The following is a 17022-nucleotide window of genomic DNA, read 5'->3' on the forward strand; positions in this document are numbered from 1 at the left end:
CCCGGATCGCATCTGGCGATGCGATCCGACCTCTCCCCGCTGGGGAGAGGTGGGCACCGAGCTACTGCCGCGCCACCACGCGGGCGGCGAAGCCGGCCTTGGCGGCGTAGCCGCGCACGATTGCTTCGCGGGCCTCGTAGCTGAGGATGGTGTCGATATCCGTAAACCCCTGCGGGGCGATCTGCTCGACCGCATCGATCACGCCCTCCGGCCCGCCGCGGCGGTTGGAGGCGACGATGTCGGCGGTCATCGGCAGGCGCTGGCGTTCATAGGCGACCAGCGCCTGGCGCGGATGCTCGGAGCGCGCCAGCGCATCCGCGAGGCACCGCGCATCGAGGATGGCCTGTGAGGCGCCGTTGGAGCCGACCGGATACATCGGATGCGCGGCATCGCCGAGCAAGGTGACGCGCCCGCTCGTCCAATACGGCAAGGGATCGCGGTCGCAGCACGGATACTCCCAGAATTCCGGCGTGGCGCCGACCAGCGCTGCAAAGTCCACCTGCGGGATCGAGAAGCCTGTGACATGCGGCATCAGCTCTTCCCGCCTGCCGAGATTCGACCAGCCCTCGCGGCGCGGCGGCGGTGACGCGCCATCGCCGATCCGCACCATCACCGCCCAATTGGTGAGACGGCTGGCCGGGCTCGAGCCTTCCGCGATCGGATAGATCACGGCCTTGGCGTTCAGGCCCCCGGCGATGATCATCGAGCGGCCGGTCAGGAACGCGGGCCAGTCGGCGGCACCGCGCCACAGCATCAGGCCGTTCCAGCACGGCGGGCCTTCGTTCGGAAACAGCGTCTCGCGCACTTTCGAGTGGATGCCGTCGGCGCCGATCAGGATATCAGCGCGAGCGGTGTGCATATGTGCCCCCGCACGATCGAAGAAATAGGCCGTGACGCCGCCTTCATCCTGCGTGAACGCGCCGAGCCGGCAGCCGGTGTGGATCGCCTCGCCGCCAAGCCGCTCGACCACAGCCTGATGGATGACGCCCTGCAGACGGCCGCGATGGACGGAGAATTGCGGCACGTCGTGGCCGGCGTCCAGCCCGCGCTTCTCGTGCCAGACCTGCTGGCCATGGCGCGTCAGGTAGAACAGTTCATGGGTCCGGATCGCGACCTTGTCGAGCGCGTCAAGCAGGCCAAGCCCGGCGAGTTCGCGGATTGCATGCGGCAAGGTGTTGATGCCGACCCCGAGCTCGCGGATCGTCTCCGCCTGCTCGAACAATTCGCAAGCGATGCCGCGAGCCCGCAGCATCAGCGCCGTCGTGAGCCCGCCAATCCCGCCGCCAACGATAATCGCCTTCATCGCCCTACTCCACTCGCGGCGTCATGCCCGGCCTTGCGCCGGGCATCCACGCCGTCCGCGCTGAACCAAGGACGTGGATGGCCGGGACGAGCCCGGCCATGACGAAAGCATTCGCTCGACGCACCAGCGTCGCATGGTCCAAACCGGCGTCGCAAGCGGGTTTGTTGGAGGTGGAGCGCGCTTAAGGTTAACGCTCTCACCACCTCAATCCGGAACCACCGCGATCGCCTGGATCTCGACCTTGGCGCGATCCTCGATCAGGCCGGAGACCTGGACCGCCGTCATCGCCGGGAAGCGGCGGCCCATGATGTCGCGGTAGACGGCGCCGATCTCCTTCAGCCGCGCGGAATATTCGCGGCGGTCGAGCAGGAACCAGGTCATCGACACGATATGCTCCGGCTTTGCGCCGCCGCTGGCGGCGACCGCGACGACGTTGCGCAGGGTCTGCCCGATCTGCTCCACGAGGTCGTCAGTCTCGAACACGCATTGCGCGTTCCAGCCGATCTGGCCGGCGACAAGGATCATCTTGCCGCGCGCGGCAACGCCATTGGCATAGCCGACCGGCTGGGCCCAGCCTTCGGGCTGCAGGAGTTCGATCATGTGCTTATTCCCGTCAAAGCCTCAATTCCCCTCGAAGACCGGTTTCTTCTTGGCGGCGAACGCCTCGAAGGCGCGGCGGAAATCGCCGGTCGCCATGCAGATCGCCTGCGCCTGCGCTTCCGACTCCACTATCTCGTCGATGCCCATCGCCCATTCCTGGTTGAACATCGTCTTGGTCATGCCATGCGCGAACCACGGACCGTCGGCGAGCGAGCGGGCGAGTTCATAGGCCGCGGTCGGCAGTTCCGGCGCCGGCACCAGGCGGTTGTGAAAGCCCCAGGCAAATCCCTCCTCCGCGCTCATGGCCCGACCGGTATAGAGCAGCTCGGCCGCGCGGCCCTGCCCGATCACCCGCGGCAACAATCCGCACGCGCCCATGTCGGCGCCGGCGAGGCCCACGCGCGTGAACAGGAAGGCGGTCTTGGCCTGCGGCGTCGCCAGCCGCAGATCGGAGGCGAGCGCCAGCATCGCGCCGGCGCCGGCGCAGATGCCGTCGATCGCGGCGACGATCTGCTGCGGGCATTTTCGCATCGCCTTCACGACATCGCCGGTCATGCGCGTGAACGCGATCAGGTCGGGCATCGCCATCCGCGTCAGCGGCTCGATGATCTCGAACACGTCGCCGCCGGAGCAAAAATTGCCGCCGTCCCCGGTCAGCACGATGGCGCGGACATCTGAGGCGTAGGCGAGATCGCGGAAGAGATCGCGCAGTTCCTCGTAGGACTGGAACGTCAGCGGATTCTTCTTGTCCGGCCGATTCAGCGTGATCGTGGCGACGCGGGCATCGTCATCGGTTGCCCATTTGAAATGGCGCGCCTGATAGTCCTTGAACGGCCGGAGCTTTGCTTTCATCTCAGACATGATTTTTTCCTTGGGCGTTTCTTTTATCCCGTGAAGACCTCGCCGCCTGCGACGGCAATGGCCTGTCCATTGATGGACGATGAGCTAGAGGAAGCGAGCCAAAGAATGGTGTCCGCGACTTCCTCAGGCGTCACCAGCCGCTGCATCGGATTGACTTTCGCCAGGGCTGCGCGTGCTTCGGCTTCGCTGCGGCCGGTCTTGGCGACGATGTTGGCGGCCGCCTCAGCCACCAACGGCGTATCGGTATAGCCGGGACAGACCGCATTCACGGTGACGCCGCGACGCGCATATTCGAGCGCGAGCGCACGCGTCAGCCCGACAACGCCGTGCTTGGCGGCGACATAGGCCGAGACGTAAGCGTAGCCGGTCAGGCCCGCCGTGGACGATACGTTGATGACGCGCCCGCGGCCACGTTGCGCCATGCCGGGCAGCACCGCATGAGTCACCAGGAACACGCTGGAGAGATTGCTCGCCAGCATGTCCGACCATAGAGCGGCATCCGTCTTCTCGAACGGCGCGCTCAATGCCCTGCCTGCATTGTTGACGAGGATGTCGATCGGGCCGACCTCGGCCTCGATCCGCTTGATGCCCTCGGTGACAGCGATTTCATCGGTCACATCGACAGGCAGAACAGCGCCGGCACGCGCCCCAATGGACGCCGCAGTCCCGGCAAGCGTATCCGGCCTCCTGCCTGCAACGCTCACGCGTACGCCGGCTTCGGCCAGCGCTCGTGCGGTGGCCGCGCCGATGCCGGAGCCGCCACCGGTGACGAGCGCATGTGCGTCGGGCCAGAAATTCCGGGTCACGCTTTCGCTCCCGCTGCCGCGCGCTCCAGATTGGCCTCATATTGCGGCTTGCCGGAGAGATACTGCTTCGGCCAGGCAATCGACTTCACCCCGATCTTGGCGGCCTCGTGCAGCGTCCAGGCCGCATCCGCAAGATGCGGGCGCGCGATCGCGCAGAGATCGGCGCGGCCGGCGGCGATGATGGAATTGGCGTGATCGGCCTCGGAAATCGCGCCGACCGCAATGGTCGCAATGCCGACCTCGTTGCGGATCTTGTCGGCAAACGGCGTCTGATAGAGACGGCCATAGACCGGATGGTCGTCAGCCCAGACCTGGCCCGAGGAGCAATCGATCAGGTCGGCGCCGGCTTGCTTGAACAGCCTTGCGAACTGAAGCGCATCATCCGGCGTGTTGCCGCCCTCGGCCCAGTCATGGCATGATAGGCGCACCGAGATCGGCTTGTCCTGCGGCCACACGTCACGGATCGCGCGAAACACTTCCAGCGGATAGCGCGCGCGGTTCTGGATGTCGCCGCCATATTCGTCCGTCCGGCGGTTGGTCAGCGGCGAGAGGAAGCTCGATAAGAGATAGCCGTGGGCGCAATGCAGTTCGAGGATGTCGAAGCCGGCCTGCACCGCGCGCCGAGCCGCGGCGGCGAACTGCTCGCGCACCTCAACCAGTTCGGCGCGCGTCATCGGCTCCGGCGTCTGACCATCGGGCAGATAGGGAACAGCGGAGGCTGACACCAGCGGCCAGTTTCCTTCGGCAAGCGGCTCGTCCATTCCCTCCCAGGCCACGCGGGTCGAACCCTTGCGCCCGGAGTGGCCAAGCTGGATGCCGATCCTGGCCGCGCTATTGCCGTGGACGAAATCGACGATGCGCCTGTAGGCCTTCGCCTGCTCGTCGTTCCACAATCCGCAGCAGCCCGGCGTGATCCGCGCCTCCGGCGACACGCAGGTCATCTCGGTGAAGATCAGCCCGGCGCCGCCGAGCGCGCGGGCGCCGAAATGCACCAAATGGAAATCGTTCGGCACGCCCTCCACCGCCGAATACATTGCCATCGGCGAGCAGATGATGCGGTTGGGCAATGATAAGCCGCGGATACGGAACGGCGTCAACATCGGCGGCGCCACGCGATCATTAGAATCCGGCAGCCCGGCGCGTTCGGCAAACCAGCGCTCATAGCCTTCGAGCCATGCCTTGTCGCGAAGCCGCAAATTCTCGTGGCTGATGCGCTGCGAACGCGTCAGCAGCGAATACATGAACTGCTCGGGCTCCAGGGTATCAGCATAGCGCGCGCCCACCACCTCGAACCACTCCATCGCATTGCGCGCGGCATTCTGGATCCGCGCCACATCGACGCGGCGAAGCTCCTCGTAGGCCGCGAGTACCGCGGGAATCTTGTCCGGCGTCGCGCCGAGCTGCTTGAACTGGTTGGTCAGCTCGATCGCATCCTCGAGCGCGAGCTTGGTCCCCGACCCGATCGCAAAGTGCGCGGTATGCGCGGCATCGCCCATCACCACGACTTGGCTGTTGCCGTTGAACGCGGTCCACTTGCCGCAGATCAATCGCGGGAAAGAAAGCCAGGCCGAGCCACGCAGATGCCGCGAATTGGAGACCAGCGAATGGCCATCGAGAATTTCGGCGAAGATCTTCTCACAGAACGCGATGGAGTCGTCCTGATCGAGCTTGTCGAGACCATGCGCAAGGAACGCCTCCTCCGTGGTCTCAACGATGAAGGTCGCCGCGCCCTCCTCGAACTTGTAGATATGCGCCTGGAACCAGCCGTGCTCGGTCTTGCGGAAGTCGAAGGTGAAGGCATCAAAGCGCTTGTTGGTGCCGAGCCAGATATAGCGGTTCGGCCGCATCAGGATGTCGGGCTGGAAGCTTTCGGCATAGCGCGTGCGGATCTTCGAGTTCACGCCGTCGGCGGCAACGATCAGGTCGGCATCCGGAAATTCGAGATCGGACTCGACCTCGCGCTCAAAGACCAGTTCGACGCCGAGTTCCTCGGCGCGCGCCTGCAATATGTTGAGCAGGCGCTTGCGGCCGATGCCGACAAAGCCGTGGCCGGTGGTGCGCATCCGGCGACCCTTGATCAGGACCTCGATATCGTCCCAGTGGTTGAAAGCCTGCTCGATCGCATCCGCCGTGACCGGATCCCATTTGCGCATGTTGTCCATGGTCGCATCCGAAAACACGACGCCGAAACCGAAAGTGTCGTAGGGGCGGTTGCGCTCGACCACCGAAATCCAGTGCGCCGGATCGAGCATCTTCATCAGGATGCCGAAATAGAGCCCGGCCGGCCCGCCCCCGATGCAGACGATGCGCATGGCTGTCTCCTCACCTTCGGCCGTCCGGGTATCTCCGCGGAGGGCTCCCGGAACCGAGAGGACAATACTTTATGCTTAAAATAATTTTGTCAAGCGAGGGGCGGTCCGTTCACTCCGGCAAACGGACGATTATGCCGTCCTTTCGCCCATGGGAACGTGGATTTTCGCGTGACTCGGGTCTGGAGACGAAGACCGAGGGGAGTGTTGGGAGCCGCGCCCGCAGCCTGAAGCAAAACGCCGGCCTCAACGGAGGCCGGCGCGCTACACCTTTATATGACGCCATACGATGCGGGCGCCTGCCGATAAGGCCGCCCCAGCGGCTAATACGCCAGCGGCTTCGGCCGGCCGACGCCGCAGTAATGAAAACCGTTCCGCGTCACATCCTCGGGCGAATAGATGTTGCGGAGATCGACGATTACGGGTGTTGCCATGATCGTTGCCATCTTCTTCAGGTCGAGCGCGCGGAACTGCTCCCATTCCGTCACGATCACGATCGCATGGCTTCCTCGCGCGCAATCATAAGCGTCGCGGCAGAAGGTGACGTTCTCGAACACCTTCTTGGCCTGCTCCATCCCGACCGGATCGAAGGCACGGATCGTCGCGCCCATATCCTGCAGCGCCGTGATCAGCGGGATCGACGGCGCATCGCGCATGTCGTCGGTGTTCGGCTTGAAAGTGACGCCGAGCACGGCGATGGTCTTGCCGCGGATGTTGCCGCCGAAGGCATTCGCCACCTTGCGCGCCATGGCGCGCTTGCGCTGGTCGTTCACCGACACCACCGTCTCGACGATCCGCAGCGGGGCCTCGTGGTCCTGGCCGGTCTTGATCAGCGCCAGCGTATCCTTGGGAAAGCAGGAGCCGCCGAAGCCCGGACCGGCATGCAGGAATTTCGAGCCGATACGGTTGTCGAGCCCGATGCCGCGGGCGACCTCCTGGACATTGGCGCCGACCTTCTCGGCAAGATCGGCGATCTCGTTGATGAAGGTGATCTTGGTCGCAAGGAATGAGTTGGCGGCATATTTCGTCAGCTCCGCGGTGCGGCGGCTGGTGTAGAGGATCGGCGAGGTGTTGAGATGCAGCGGACGATAGACTTCGGCCATCACCTCCCTCGCAAAGGCATCCTCCGTGCCGATGACGATGCGGTCGGGATGCTTGAAATCCTGGATCGCGGCCCCTTCCCGCAGGAATTCGGGATTGGAGACGACGGCGAATTTGGCGTCCTTTTTCTCCTCGCGGATGATGCGCTCGACCTCGTCTCCGGTGCCGACCGGGACGGTCGACTTCGTCACCACGACTGCCGACTCCGGCAAGGCCGCGGCGATTTCGCGCGTCGCGGCGTAGACATGGGAAAGATCGGCGTGGCCGTCGCCGCGGCGGGACGGGGTGCCGACCGCGATGAAGATGACTTCGGAACGGCTGACCGCTCCCTTCAAGTCGGTCACGAAGGCCAGCCGGCCCTGCGCGATGTTTCTCGCCACCAGCTCCGAAAGACCGGGCTCGTGGATCGGTATCTCGCCCTTGTTCAGCGCTGCGATCTTCTTTTCATCCTTGTCGACGCAAACGACGTAGTGCCCGAAGTCGGCGAAACACGCCCCCGACACCAGTCCGACATAACCGGCGCCGACCATCGTGATATGCATGACTTATCCTGTCTGACCAAATGATCGCAGCGGCCGCACCGGTCATCATTTGACCAACATCGACTCGCCATCGAGATGCTGCGGGAAGAAGAAGAAATTGTTGATGTAGAACCGCCCTTCCTTGCGGCCACCATCCGCCTCGAGCGCCGCCGCATCCTGCAGCTCCTCGACATCGAACTTTTCGACGTCGACCACATCGCCTTCCTTCAGGAAGAAACCACGGTAGAATCGTTGCCGGAAGAAATCGAACACCGATTCCGTCGCGGCCGGCCGATGACGATCCTCTGCTTCCACCAGGAACACCGGCTGGCAGCGCTCCAGGAGCTCGACGGCACCGTTGAGGACGTTGAGCTCGTGCCCTTCCACGTCGATCTTCACGAAGGCGACCTCTTGATGCATCACCGAATCCAGTCGCGCCATCGGCACGTGGGCGGCGACGATCGGATCGGCCGACGCCATCACACGCCGCTCAAGCGAGGCAAGGCCGTGGACCAGACCCGTGTCGCCGCGCGGAATGAAGAGTTCCGCGTCACCTTCGTGGTCCGATAGCGCGATCTCGTGCACGCTGACGTTTGAAGCAGATGTCCGCCGCAGCAGGCGCGCCATGTCGTGCGAGGGTTCGAAGGCGTGAACCTCGCGGGAAAGCCGCGCCAGCTTTCGCGTGTAGAGCCCGCAATTGGCGCCGATGTCGACCGTGACCGCATCGTCCGGGATGATCTTGTCGAGATAGGAAAGTTCCCGCTCCGCCGATTTCGGGCGATGCATGAAGTGCCACTGCAGCCAGATCGATGGGAATGCATCCTTCAAGAGATCCTTGGCCTGCTGCTTGGCACCCATGTCCATTCCCTCCGTTATGTGTTGATGCGGATAGGATACTCCGAGGCGCCGCCCGCCGGATTGGCTTGCGGCCGCCACGTCACACCCGGTGGTAGATATCCTGCACCCGGACGATGTCGTCCTCCCCAAGATACGTGCCCGACTGCACCTCGATCAGGTTGAGCGGAACCTTGCCCGGATTTTCCAGGCGATGCATGCAGCCGAGCGGAACGAAGATCGATTCGTTCTCGCGGAGCAGCACTTCCTCGTCGTCCCGCGTGACGATCGCGGTGCCGTTCACCACCACCCAGTGCTCGGCGCGGTGAAAATGTTTCTGCAGCGACAGCTTGGCGCCCGGGTTGACAGTGATGCGCTTGACCTGGAAGCGGTCGCCGGCATGGATCGACGTGTAGTAACCCCACGGACGGTGCACGCTGTGGGTCTGCGTCGCGGCGCGATGGCCATTGGCCTTCAACCGCTCCACCAGCTTGCCGACATCCTGGGCGCGCTCGCGTTTGGTCACCAGCACCACGTCGGGCGAAGCGGTGATGACGAGATCCTCGACGCCGAGGGCGGCAACCAGCGGGCCGTCTCCCCGCACGTAGCAGCCGGAGCTGTCCTCGGCCACCGCATCGCCGATCACGACATTGCCGGATGCGTCCTTCTCGCCCATGGTCCACAGTGCCGACCAGCTTCCGACGTCGCTCCAGTCAAAACTGGCGGGCACCACCATGGCCTTGTCGGTCTTTTCCATCACCGCGTAGTCGACCGAGATGGACGGGCAGGACTCGAATGCCTTTTCCTCCAACCGGAGGAAATCGAGATCGCGCGTTGCGCCGGCCAGCGCCGCGCGGCAGGCTTCCAGAATCGCGGGCTCGTGCCGCGCCAGTTCATCGATGAAGGCGCGTGCGGGCAGCAGGAAGATTCCGCTGTTCCACAGATGATCATTGCCGGCCAGCAAGCGCTCCGCGGTCACGGCGTCGGGCTTCTCGACGAAGCCCGCGACTTTGCGGATTTCGGGAAGATCGGCGATCCCGCCGCCCATGCGGATGTAGCCATATCCGGTCGCAGGCCCGGTCGGCTTGAGGCCGAACAGAACAAACTGTCCACGGCGCGCCGCCGGTAGCCCGCTCGCGATCGCGGCGCGGAACGCCGCGTGATCGCGCACCCAGTGGTCGACCGGCGTCACCAGGATCACCGCGCCGGGATCAACCTCGCTGGCGAGAAGCGCCGCGATCGCGACCGCCGGCGCCGTATTTCGTCCGAACGGCTCCAGCACCATGGTCGGATTGGCGATGCCGGCCGCGCGCAGTTGCTCGCCAATGGCAAAGCGATGCTCGGCATTGGCGATCACCATCGGATCGGCGAACAGCGACGGCTCCGTCACACGGTTCGCCGTCTGCTGCAGCAAGGTCTTCTCGCCGAGCAGCGCGAGCAGCTGCTTCGGCTGGTTCTCGCGCGACAGCGGCCAGAGCCGCGAGCCGGTTCCGCCCGACAAAAGAACTGGGACTATGCGGCCGCGTGGCTGCAGCATTCTGTCGCTCCCCTTGTTGTGATGCTTGGATGTCGGCGGGCTAGAAGCCGCTGCCGGACAGGAATTCGCGGCGGACGGTGCGCACGATGATCATGACGTCCATGCGCAAGGACCACCGCTCGATGTAGTCGAGGTCGTAATCGATCCGCGAGATCGCGCGGCCGGCCTCAACCGTGCTTCCGCGGCAGCCGCTCACCTGCGCAAGGCCGGTGATCCCGGGCCGAGCGCTGTGGCGCTGGAAGTAATACGGCACGAGGTCCTCATAAGGCAGCTCAGCGGCCAGCATGCCCGGGACATGCGGGCGCGGGCCGACCAGCGACATGTCGCCCTTGATGACATTGATCAATTGCGGGATTTCATCGAGGCTCGTCTTGCGCAGGATCCTGCCGATCGGGGTGACTCGGGAATCGCCCTGCACGGTCTGCTTGACGCCGCGCACGTCGCCGGCGTCGGTCCGCATCGAGCGGAACTTGTAGATCTTGAAGCGCCGGTTTCGATAGCCGTACCGGTATTGGTGAAACAACACCGGTCCTCGCGACGTCAGCTTGATGCCGATGGCGATCGCGATCAAGAGCGGCGCGAAGAACAACAGCGCTGCGCTTGCAACCACGATATCGAAGATGCGCTTTGAGATGGAAGAACCCGGCTCAGTCCGCACCGCGCCGCGCGGGCGCTTTGCTCGATAGGGGCTATATGAATTGCTGCCGGCATATTCGACCGGCCGCATCGAGATGGTGCTCCGCTTGTTGCGGAGCGACCTGATACTGTCCTGGTCGAAGTTGGCTGTGACGATGGCGGCCATTTGCTCTCGCTCTCTCTGTTGAACCCAAAGAGGTCACAAGCGCGACGACGCAGACCGTCACTGCCCGTCTCGCGGGCACCTTCGCAATTGCGAATTTTCCTGCGTAGCAGAGACGCGTCTCGATCGCGCGGCGGTATAACTCTACGAACTCTTTGAGCGAAATGGGGCAGCAAAACGAAAATGTTGCGCGCGGTTTTGCATCGCGGCATCGTGAGCTTTGTGCGATGCAAAGAATCCGTTTTGTTCGGAAGCGCTTAGGTTGAAGTGCACGCGAAATGCGCTGCGTGTGTTTCGATGCAGCCATGCATTAACGCAAACCTGGAACCACGCGCGAATCGGATTCGATTCAGAAATGGCCACGCAACGGCTATATCAAGCACTTAATCTGTGCGATCATTTTTGAAGGATTTCTTTCACTGCATACTAAAGCGCCACTCGTACTCTCCCCGACGCGATCATTTCAATTGATGGTCTTCTCGATGATTGCGGGACGTCAACACGCGAAAACGGCCTTAACGAAGAAGCCGCTTGTCTCGGAAAGATTTTCCAGGGAGGCGCCAATGATCGCGGCGCGTTTGGATCGCCCTGAACCAAAACGACTCGATTCTGCGGGGCGTAAATTGAGGAACCGCATCATCCTGACGAACATGCTTGCCTGGATCGTGATCATTCTGCTCATCCGAATGATCTTCTTCTAGACTTTATATAGGCAAGCGAAACGGGAACAGGTGCCGCTGCGGCGGCGCCGCCGATTGACCTCATGACGGTTCCATGATCGAAGCAATCGATGATGCGGCCGCCAGTTGCATATCCCGAGTTCGTTGCACCTTCGGCTCCCGCAGATACGCGCATCTACGCGGTCGGCGACATTCACGGACGCGCCGACCTGCTCGCCGAGACCATTGCGCGTATCGACGACGACATAACCCGGCGGCCGATCCGCTACGCGCTCGAGATCTATCTCGGCGACTATATCGACCGCGGCCCGGATTCCAAGACCGTGCTCGATCTGTTGGCAGTTCGCCTCGTCAGGAATCACGCGGTTTGCCTGCGTGGCAATCATGAAGAGCTGTTGCAACACTTTCTTGACGATCCGGCGGCGTTCGCGCAGTGGCGGCGGCTCGGCGGCATGCAGACGCTCGCCTCCTATGGCGTGTTTCCGCGCGACGTGCCCGTCTCCGAAGTCAACCTGCAGCGCCGTTTTCTCAACGTCTTCCCGCGCACGCATGTCCTGTTCCTGCAATGCCTGCGCGACAGCTTTATCTGCGGTGACTTCTTCTTTGCCCATGCCGGGGTGCGCCCCAGCGTTCCGGTCGAGCAGCAGCATCCGGAGGATCTACTTTGGATCCGCCAGGAGTTTCTCAGTTCGGATGAAGATCACGGCAAATATGTCGTGCACGGCCACACCCCGGTTCCCCATCCCGACATCAGGCATAACCGCATCAACATCGACACCGGCGCGTGGAGAAGCGGGACCCTGACCTGCATCGCCATCGAAGGAACAGCGATTCTGGTCCTGTGACAGACGATGGCGCCATTAACGCTGCGCGATCATGGAACCGCATGGAGCTGTCGCGGAACCACTACCCACATTTTTTCGCCTTGTTTGCTCACTTATGCTCCGCGCCGTTACTACGGACTTTCGTGGGGATGCAGTCATGCAGCAACAATCAATCCGTGTCGCCCGCGGGGCGCCACGTAATATTCTATTTGCGTTTGTTTTGGCGAGTATCGCGGGTTTTGCAACTTGCGCGTCGGCTCAAACGCAAACCGGCTCGCATGCGTTCTCGACAGGGACCTACGTGCTCGGTCCGAACGACAGAGTGCGTGTGAAGGTCTATGGGGAGCCCGACATCACGGGAGAGTATGAAATCGACGCGAGCGGTCAGGTCTCGATTCCACTTGCAGGACGCATGAGGGCGTCCGGCATGACGACCAAGCAGTTGGAACGCGCGATCACATCCGCGCTATCGAAGGACATCGTGCGTGATCCGAAGGTGAACGTCGAGATCGTCGCGTACAGACCTTATTACATCCTCGGCGAGGTCAAAAAGGCCGGCGAGTATCCGTACCGCCTTGGTCTGACGGTGATGGATGCGGTCGCCAGTGCCGGCGGATTCACCTATCGCGCCAACGAGGGCAAGGTCTATCTGCGCCGATCGGGCAGTCCAGCGGAGGAGATCTACGCGCTCGATGCACCGATCCTGGTGTTTCCTGGCGACAACATCCGGGTTCCCGAGCGCTACTTCTGAGTGGCTCGTTCGACGGAGCAATCTCGTTCGCAAATCACGCGCGTAAACATTTACGTCATGCGCGCTGCCATAGTGTCGTCGATTTGCGATGAGTATTATTTTGCAATGCAGAAAACTTTTTCCCGCGACGCACGTTAATGCGCGGGAAGATGTTCTCTGATCAAACCAGCAATGCTCCGTAGTGCGCGCGTAACAAGTGCAAAGGGCTGCCATGTCAATGTGCAGTCGGCGGTGAATTTGTGAGCACGGGCAGCCGGGCTTCAGAACTTCACCGCTCCAGAGTTCCCGCAAGGGATGGATTATGGGACGCACGACTGCATTTGGCTGGTTGAACGCGATTGGAACGAGTGGGTGGCGAGCCCGTTCGGTCGTCGCGTTCGGTCGCCGCGGACTGACGATCGTACCCGCGCCGGTGACTGCGATTATGCTTGGACTCGGATCACCGGCGGAAGCACAGGTGCTCCCCTGGCCGAATGAGGAGGTGGCGCCGCCATGGAATGCGCAACAAATCTTCGAGCCATCCCCGCTACCCAAGCTGACCGATCCTGACACCCGTGAGGACATACCGCCGGAGGACACGCCCGTGAAAGGCCGCCTGCAGCCTGGCTATGAGCCAGTGGGCATTCGTTCGGGCTCGTGGATGTTCAATCCGTCGCTGATCACCGGCGGGTTCTTCGACAGCAACGTGTTCGCGTCGAATACCGACATCCGCAGTGACGTTGCGGCGGTAGTCGAGCCGCAGTTGCGCGCCCATAGCCTATGGGAGCGGCACGGTCTCGACCTTAAGCTCGATGTCCAGGAGACGGTCTACAAGCAGAACTCCAGCCTCAACCAGACCAATGCCAGCCTGAAGGGCAATGGCTGGATCGACATTGCTCATGACATGGCGCTGCTGGGCAGCTTCCAGATCGCGCATCTCAACGAGGGCGTCGGCTCGCTGAGTTCGCCCGCCAACGCCATCGCGCCGACACCTTATAACTGGTACTCAGGCGACTTGACCTTCCGCAAGGAATTCAACCGGCTGACCACCTCCGTCGGATTCAGCACCGATTCCTACGACTACGGCTCGACCGTGTCGCAGGATGGCAGGACCATCAACCAGGATGCCCGCGACGGACAGATCTACTCGCTCCATAGCCGGATCGATTATGCGTTTTCCGAGACCCTTGGCTGGTTCGGCAGCGCCGAGGGCAATGTGCGCGACCTCCGCGGCCAGCCTCTCCAGCCGCTGAGCTCCCAGGGCTATCGTGCGCTCACCGGCGTCACCCTCGGACTGGCGCGCCTGATCACCGGCGAAATCGGCTTCGGCTATGTGCAGCAACAGTTCGTCGATCCGACTATCGGCACGATCGCAGGCCCGACCTATCACGCCAGGCTGACCTGGAGCCCGACGCGGATGATCGACGTTCACTTCAACGCCGAGCAGATCGTCACGGAGACTTCCGTCACGAGTGCGAGCGGCGTGCTCGCCAACGCCGTGCAGTTCGGGCTGGACTATGAGTTCCGTCGCAACGTCATCGTTTCGTTCTACGGCGCCTATGAGATCGACCGCTTCTTCGGGCAGCCGCGCAAGGATCAGGTCACCACGTCCGATGCCCGCGTCAAATATCTGCTGAATCGTTTCGCCGCGATCGCGGTCTACTACCGCTTCACGTCGCGCGAAAGCAACATTCCGACTTTCAGCTACGACAAACACCTGGTGGGATTGAATGTTACAACGCAGTTCTGAGCACCTGCCTCGCCCTCCGGAAGAGAGGACGGAACCTGCCGCAAGTCGCTGGCAGGCTCCGACCGTCGATCTGCGCGAGATGGCGCGTATCCTGCGCCGCCGCTACAAGCTTGCCATCCTGCCCGCCGTCGTGCTGGTCGCACTCGGGCTGACCTACTGCCTGCTGGCCACGACTTTATATACGGCAACCGCGACCGTGCTGGTCGATCCACGCCGAGCCGCCGCTGTCGAGACCAACAGCCAGACCGCGCTTTCGAACTATGGCACCGATGATGCAACCATCGAAAGCCAGTCATTGCTGATCCAGTCGATCGCGATCCTGGACCGTGTGGTCCGCAGGCTGAAGCTGACGCAAGATCCGGAATTCATACCGACACCAGGCCTCCTCGATCCGATCAAGCGGCTGTTCGCCTCGGCTGCGCCCGAAGGCGCGGCGGATCCGCAAGACGCGGCGCGCGCGCGTTCGATCGAAATCCTGCAGAAGCGCATGAAGGTGACTCGGCAAGGCACGACCTTCCTGGTCGATATCAATGTCAGCTCGGAATCGCCGTCGAAAGCCGCTATTATCGCCAACGCGGTCGCGGACGCCTATTTCGAGGATCAGGTCCGCGCCAAGAATGACGCGACCCGCATCGCGGCTAACTGGCTCGGCGGCCAGATCAACGATCTCAAATCGAGGGTCGTCGCCTCCGAGAAGGCGGTTGAGGATTTCCGATCCGCCAACAATCTGACGGTGTCGCAGGGCGTGACCGTCAACGACCAGCAGATCACCGACCTCAACAACAAGCTGATCGCCGCGCGGGTGCAGACCGCGGAGGCGCGCGCCAAATACGACCAGGTGCAGCAGATCGCCAAATCCGGTGGCGACCCCGGCGGAATCAATGCGGCGATTTCGTCGGATATGATCACGAAGTTGCGCACGCAATATGCCGACATTGCCAAGAACGAGGCCGATCTCTCCAGCAAATACGGCGCGCGGCATCCGCTCGTCACCAATGTGCGCGCGCAGCTCAAGGACACCCAGCGGCTGATCAACGAGGAAATCAAGCGGATCCTCGAGAGCACCAAGCACGATTACGACGTGGCGCTCTCCCGCGAAAACTCGCTGAGCCAGAGCCTGGAGCAGTTGCAGAACGTATCCAATACTTCGAGCCAGGCCCAGGTACGGCTGCATGAGTTGCAGCGCGAGGCCGAAGCCAACCGCACGCTCTATGAATCCTATCTGGCGCGCTCGAAGGAAGCGACGTCGCAGGAAAGCCTGGAATTGCCGGATTCGCGGGTGGTGACCAAAGCCAGCGTTCCGATCCGTCCCTCCTCGCCGAAGACCATGCTAATCCTGGGCCTTGCCGGGATGCTCGGCCTCGGCTTGGGAACCGTGCTCGCCTTCGGGGCCGACTACCTCGACGGCCGCATCAAGACGCTGGAGCAGGCGGAGTCGATATCGGGCGTGCCGGCGCTCGCCGCGGTGCCATTGATCGGCACAAGGGAGCTTGCAGGATTGGCGCGGCGGCGCGGACGGGGCGAACTCGAAAATCACGATCCGAGAACGGTCAAGCTGTTGCCGGCCGCCTTGCAACCGCCTTTGATGCGCTATGCGATCGACGAGCCCGCCACATTCTTCGCGGAAGCGATTCGCTCGGTTCGCCTGGCGCTGCAACGGACGATGCGGCTGCAGCCGGTCAGGGTCGTGCTCGTCACCTCGGCCCTGGACAGCGAAGGCAAGACCACGCTTGCCGGCAATCTGGCGCAGTCGCTGGCGACGTTGGGTATCCGGACGCTTCTGATCGACGGCGATCTCCGCAACCCGCAACTCACCCGCTCACTCTGCCCCCGCGCCGACATCGGATTGTTGGACGTGGCCCTGGGACGCGCGGCTATCGACCAGGCGATCCTGACCGACGAAAGCACCGGACTGTCCGTGCTGCCGTCGACCGCGGTCAAGCAGGCCGAGATCATCACCGAACTGATGTTCTCCGACCGCATCGTCGATGTGCTCGATCACTTACGTCATCGCTACGAATTGATCATCGTCGACTCGCCGCCACTGGTGCCGCTGGTTGACGGCCGGGCGCTGGCCGAGCTTGCGGACCGCATCATCCTGGCGCTGGCCTGGGATCAGACCCCGCGCGAGGTCCTGGCCCACACCATCGACCTGCTCTCGCCGGTCTCCGATCGCATTCTCGGCACCGTTCTCACGCGCGTCGACCTCAGTCGCCTGCAGTTCTACGACTACTACCGCAGTTCCGCCTATCTCAAACCATACGGAACCGCGAGCCTCAGCCCCGGAGCGGCGCGGTGAACACGCGCGGCTTTGCCAGCCAACCTCTAAGCCTGCCCGGCGCGGCGTCGCACACGTCCGGAGCACGG

Annotated in this window: 14 protein-coding genes; 5 read left to right on the forward strand and 9 right to left on the reverse strand. The window is 62.9% G+C overall.

Annotated elements, in window-relative coordinates; genetic code table 11:
• Window positions 1–61 precede the first annotated feature (61 nt).
• From AC5ZG1_RS10350 to AC5ZG1_RS10390, 9 genes are all read right to left on the reverse strand, one after another.
• Window positions 62–1303, reverse strand: a complete 1242-nt coding sequence (locus tag AC5ZG1_RS10350) for a flavin-dependent oxidoreductase (RefSeq protein ID WP_464345497.1) — start codon at window positions 1301–1303, stop codon at window positions 62–64.
• Window positions 1304–1507: 204 nt separating this feature from the next.
• Window positions 1508–1903, reverse strand: coding sequence for a RidA family protein (locus tag AC5ZG1_RS10355; protein ID WP_028165269.1), 396 nt, complete (start codon window positions 1901–1903; stop codon window positions 1508–1510).
• Window positions 1904–1924: 21 nt separating this feature from the next.
• Window positions 1925–2764, reverse strand: coding sequence for an enoyl-CoA hydratase family protein (locus AC5ZG1_RS10360; RefSeq protein ID WP_496132774.1), 840 nt, complete (start codon window positions 2762–2764; stop codon window positions 1925–1927).
• A gap of 23 nt (window positions 2765–2787) precedes the next feature.
• Window positions 2788–3570, reverse strand: coding sequence for an SDR family NAD(P)-dependent oxidoreductase (locus tag AC5ZG1_RS10365; RefSeq protein ID WP_496132775.1), 783 nt, complete (start codon window positions 3568–3570; stop codon window positions 2788–2790).
• Entirely contained in the window at window positions 3567–5882 is a 2316-nt protein-coding gene (locus AC5ZG1_RS10370; RefSeq protein WP_496132776.1) for a bifunctional salicylyl-CoA 5-hydroxylase/oxidoreductase, read from the reverse strand. Before AC5ZG1_RS10370 ends, AC5ZG1_RS10365 begins: the two co-directional genes overlap by 4 nt.
• Window positions 5883–6202: 320 nt before the next feature.
• Window positions 6203–7522 (reverse strand): UDP-glucose dehydrogenase family protein, encoded by a 1320-nt coding sequence (locus AC5ZG1_RS10375; protein WP_130227821.1) that lies wholly within the window; start codon window positions 7520–7522, stop codon window positions 6203–6205.
• 45 nt (window positions 7523–7567) lie between these two features.
• The gene (locus AC5ZG1_RS10380; protein WP_456645333.1) at window positions 7568–8359 is read right to left on the reverse strand and encodes an FkbM family methyltransferase; all 792 of its coding nucleotides are present in this window, start codon (window positions 8357–8359) and stop codon (window positions 7568–7570) included.
• A gap of 79 nt (window positions 8360–8438) precedes the next feature.
• Window positions 8439–9872, reverse strand: a complete 1434-nt coding sequence (locus AC5ZG1_RS10385) for a mannose-1-phosphate guanylyltransferase/mannose-6-phosphate isomerase (protein WP_496132777.1) — start codon at window positions 9870–9872, stop codon at window positions 8439–8441.
• 40 nt (window positions 9873–9912) lie between these two features.
• Entirely contained in the window at window positions 9913–10674 is a 762-nt protein-coding gene (locus AC5ZG1_RS10390; RefSeq protein ID WP_028165262.1) for a sugar transferase, read from the reverse strand.
• A 560-nt stretch (window positions 10675–11234) separates the two neighbouring features.
• Between AC5ZG1_RS10390 and AC5ZG1_RS10395 the strand changes: the two genes are divergently transcribed.
• The 5 genes from AC5ZG1_RS10395 (at window position 11235) to AC5ZG1_RS10415 (ending at window position 16954) form a co-directional block, all read left to right on the forward strand.
• Window positions 11235–11372 (forward strand): hypothetical protein, encoded by a 138-nt coding sequence (locus tag AC5ZG1_RS10395; RefSeq protein ID WP_165435364.1) that lies wholly within the window; start codon window positions 11235–11237, stop codon window positions 11370–11372.
• 89 nt (window positions 11373–11461) lie between these two features.
• Window positions 11462–12196, forward strand: a complete 735-nt coding sequence (locus AC5ZG1_RS10400) for a metallophosphoesterase family protein (protein ID WP_496132778.1) — start codon at window positions 11462–11464, stop codon at window positions 12194–12196.
• A gap of 136 nt (window positions 12197–12332) precedes the next feature.
• Complete coding sequence (locus AC5ZG1_RS10405; RefSeq protein WP_496132779.1) at window positions 12333–12926, forward strand: polysaccharide biosynthesis/export family protein; 594 nt, start codon at window positions 12333–12335, stop codon at window positions 12924–12926.
• A gap of 457 nt (window positions 12927–13383) precedes the next feature.
• Window positions 13384–14655, forward strand: a complete 1272-nt coding sequence (locus AC5ZG1_RS10410; RefSeq protein ID WP_496132780.1) for an outer membrane beta-barrel protein — start codon at window positions 13384–13386, stop codon at window positions 14653–14655.
• A complete protein-coding gene (locus AC5ZG1_RS10415; protein WP_130227816.1) occupies window positions 14636–16954 on the forward strand; it encodes a polysaccharide biosynthesis tyrosine autokinase in 2319 nt (772 codons plus the stop codon). Before AC5ZG1_RS10410 ends, AC5ZG1_RS10415 begins: the two co-directional genes overlap by 20 nt.
• Window positions 16955–17022: the final 68 nt, after the last annotated feature.

The sequence above is a fragment of the Bradyrhizobium sp. Leo78 genome (assembly GCF_059512425.1).

Excerpts from the sequence above, each read along its gene's own strand:
- AC5ZG1_RS10395 (WP_165435364.1), top strand. The coding sequence starts at position 11,235 with ATGATCGCGGCGCGTTTGGATCGCCCTGAACCAAAACGACTCGATTCT.
- AC5ZG1_RS10355 (WP_028165269.1), bottom strand. The coding sequence starts at position 1,903 with ATGATCGAACTCCTGCAGCCCGAAGGCTGGGCCCAGCCGGTCGGCTAT.
- AC5ZG1_RS10375 (WP_130227821.1), bottom strand. The coding sequence starts at position 7,522 with ATGCATATCACGATGGTCGGCGCCGGTTATGTCGGACTGGTGTCGGGG.
- AC5ZG1_RS10380 (WP_456645333.1), bottom strand. The coding sequence starts at position 8,359 with ATGGGTGCCAAGCAGCAGGCCAAGGATCTCTTGAAGGATGCATTCCCA.
- AC5ZG1_RS10400 (WP_496132778.1), top strand. The coding sequence starts at position 11,462 with ATGATGCGGCCGCCAGTTGCATATCCCGAGTTCGTTGCACCTTCGGCT.
- AC5ZG1_RS10405 (WP_496132779.1), top strand. The coding sequence starts at position 12,333 with ATGCAGCAACAATCAATCCGTGTCGCCCGCGGGGCGCCACGTAATATT.
- AC5ZG1_RS10370 (WP_496132776.1), bottom strand. The coding sequence starts at position 5,882 with ATGCGCATCGTCTGCATCGGGGGCGGGCCGGCCGGGCTCTATTTCGGC.
- AC5ZG1_RS10415 (WP_130227816.1), top strand. The coding sequence starts at position 14,636 with ATGTTACAACGCAGTTCTGAGCACCTGCCTCGCCCTCCGGAAGAGAGG.
- AC5ZG1_RS10385 (WP_496132777.1), bottom strand. The coding sequence starts at position 9,872 with ATGCTGCAGCCACGCGGCCGCATAGTCCCAGTTCTTTTGTCGGGCGGA.
- AC5ZG1_RS10390 (WP_028165262.1), bottom strand. The coding sequence starts at position 10,674 with ATGGCCGCCATCGTCACAGCCAACTTCGACCAGGACAGTATCAGGTCG.
- AC5ZG1_RS10350 (WP_464345497.1), bottom strand. The coding sequence starts at position 1,303 with ATGAAGGCGATTATCGTTGGCGGCGGGATTGGCGGGCTCACGACGGCG.
- AC5ZG1_RS10360 (WP_496132774.1), bottom strand. The coding sequence starts at position 2,764 with ATGTCTGAGATGAAAGCAAAGCTCCGGCCGTTCAAGGACTATCAGGCG.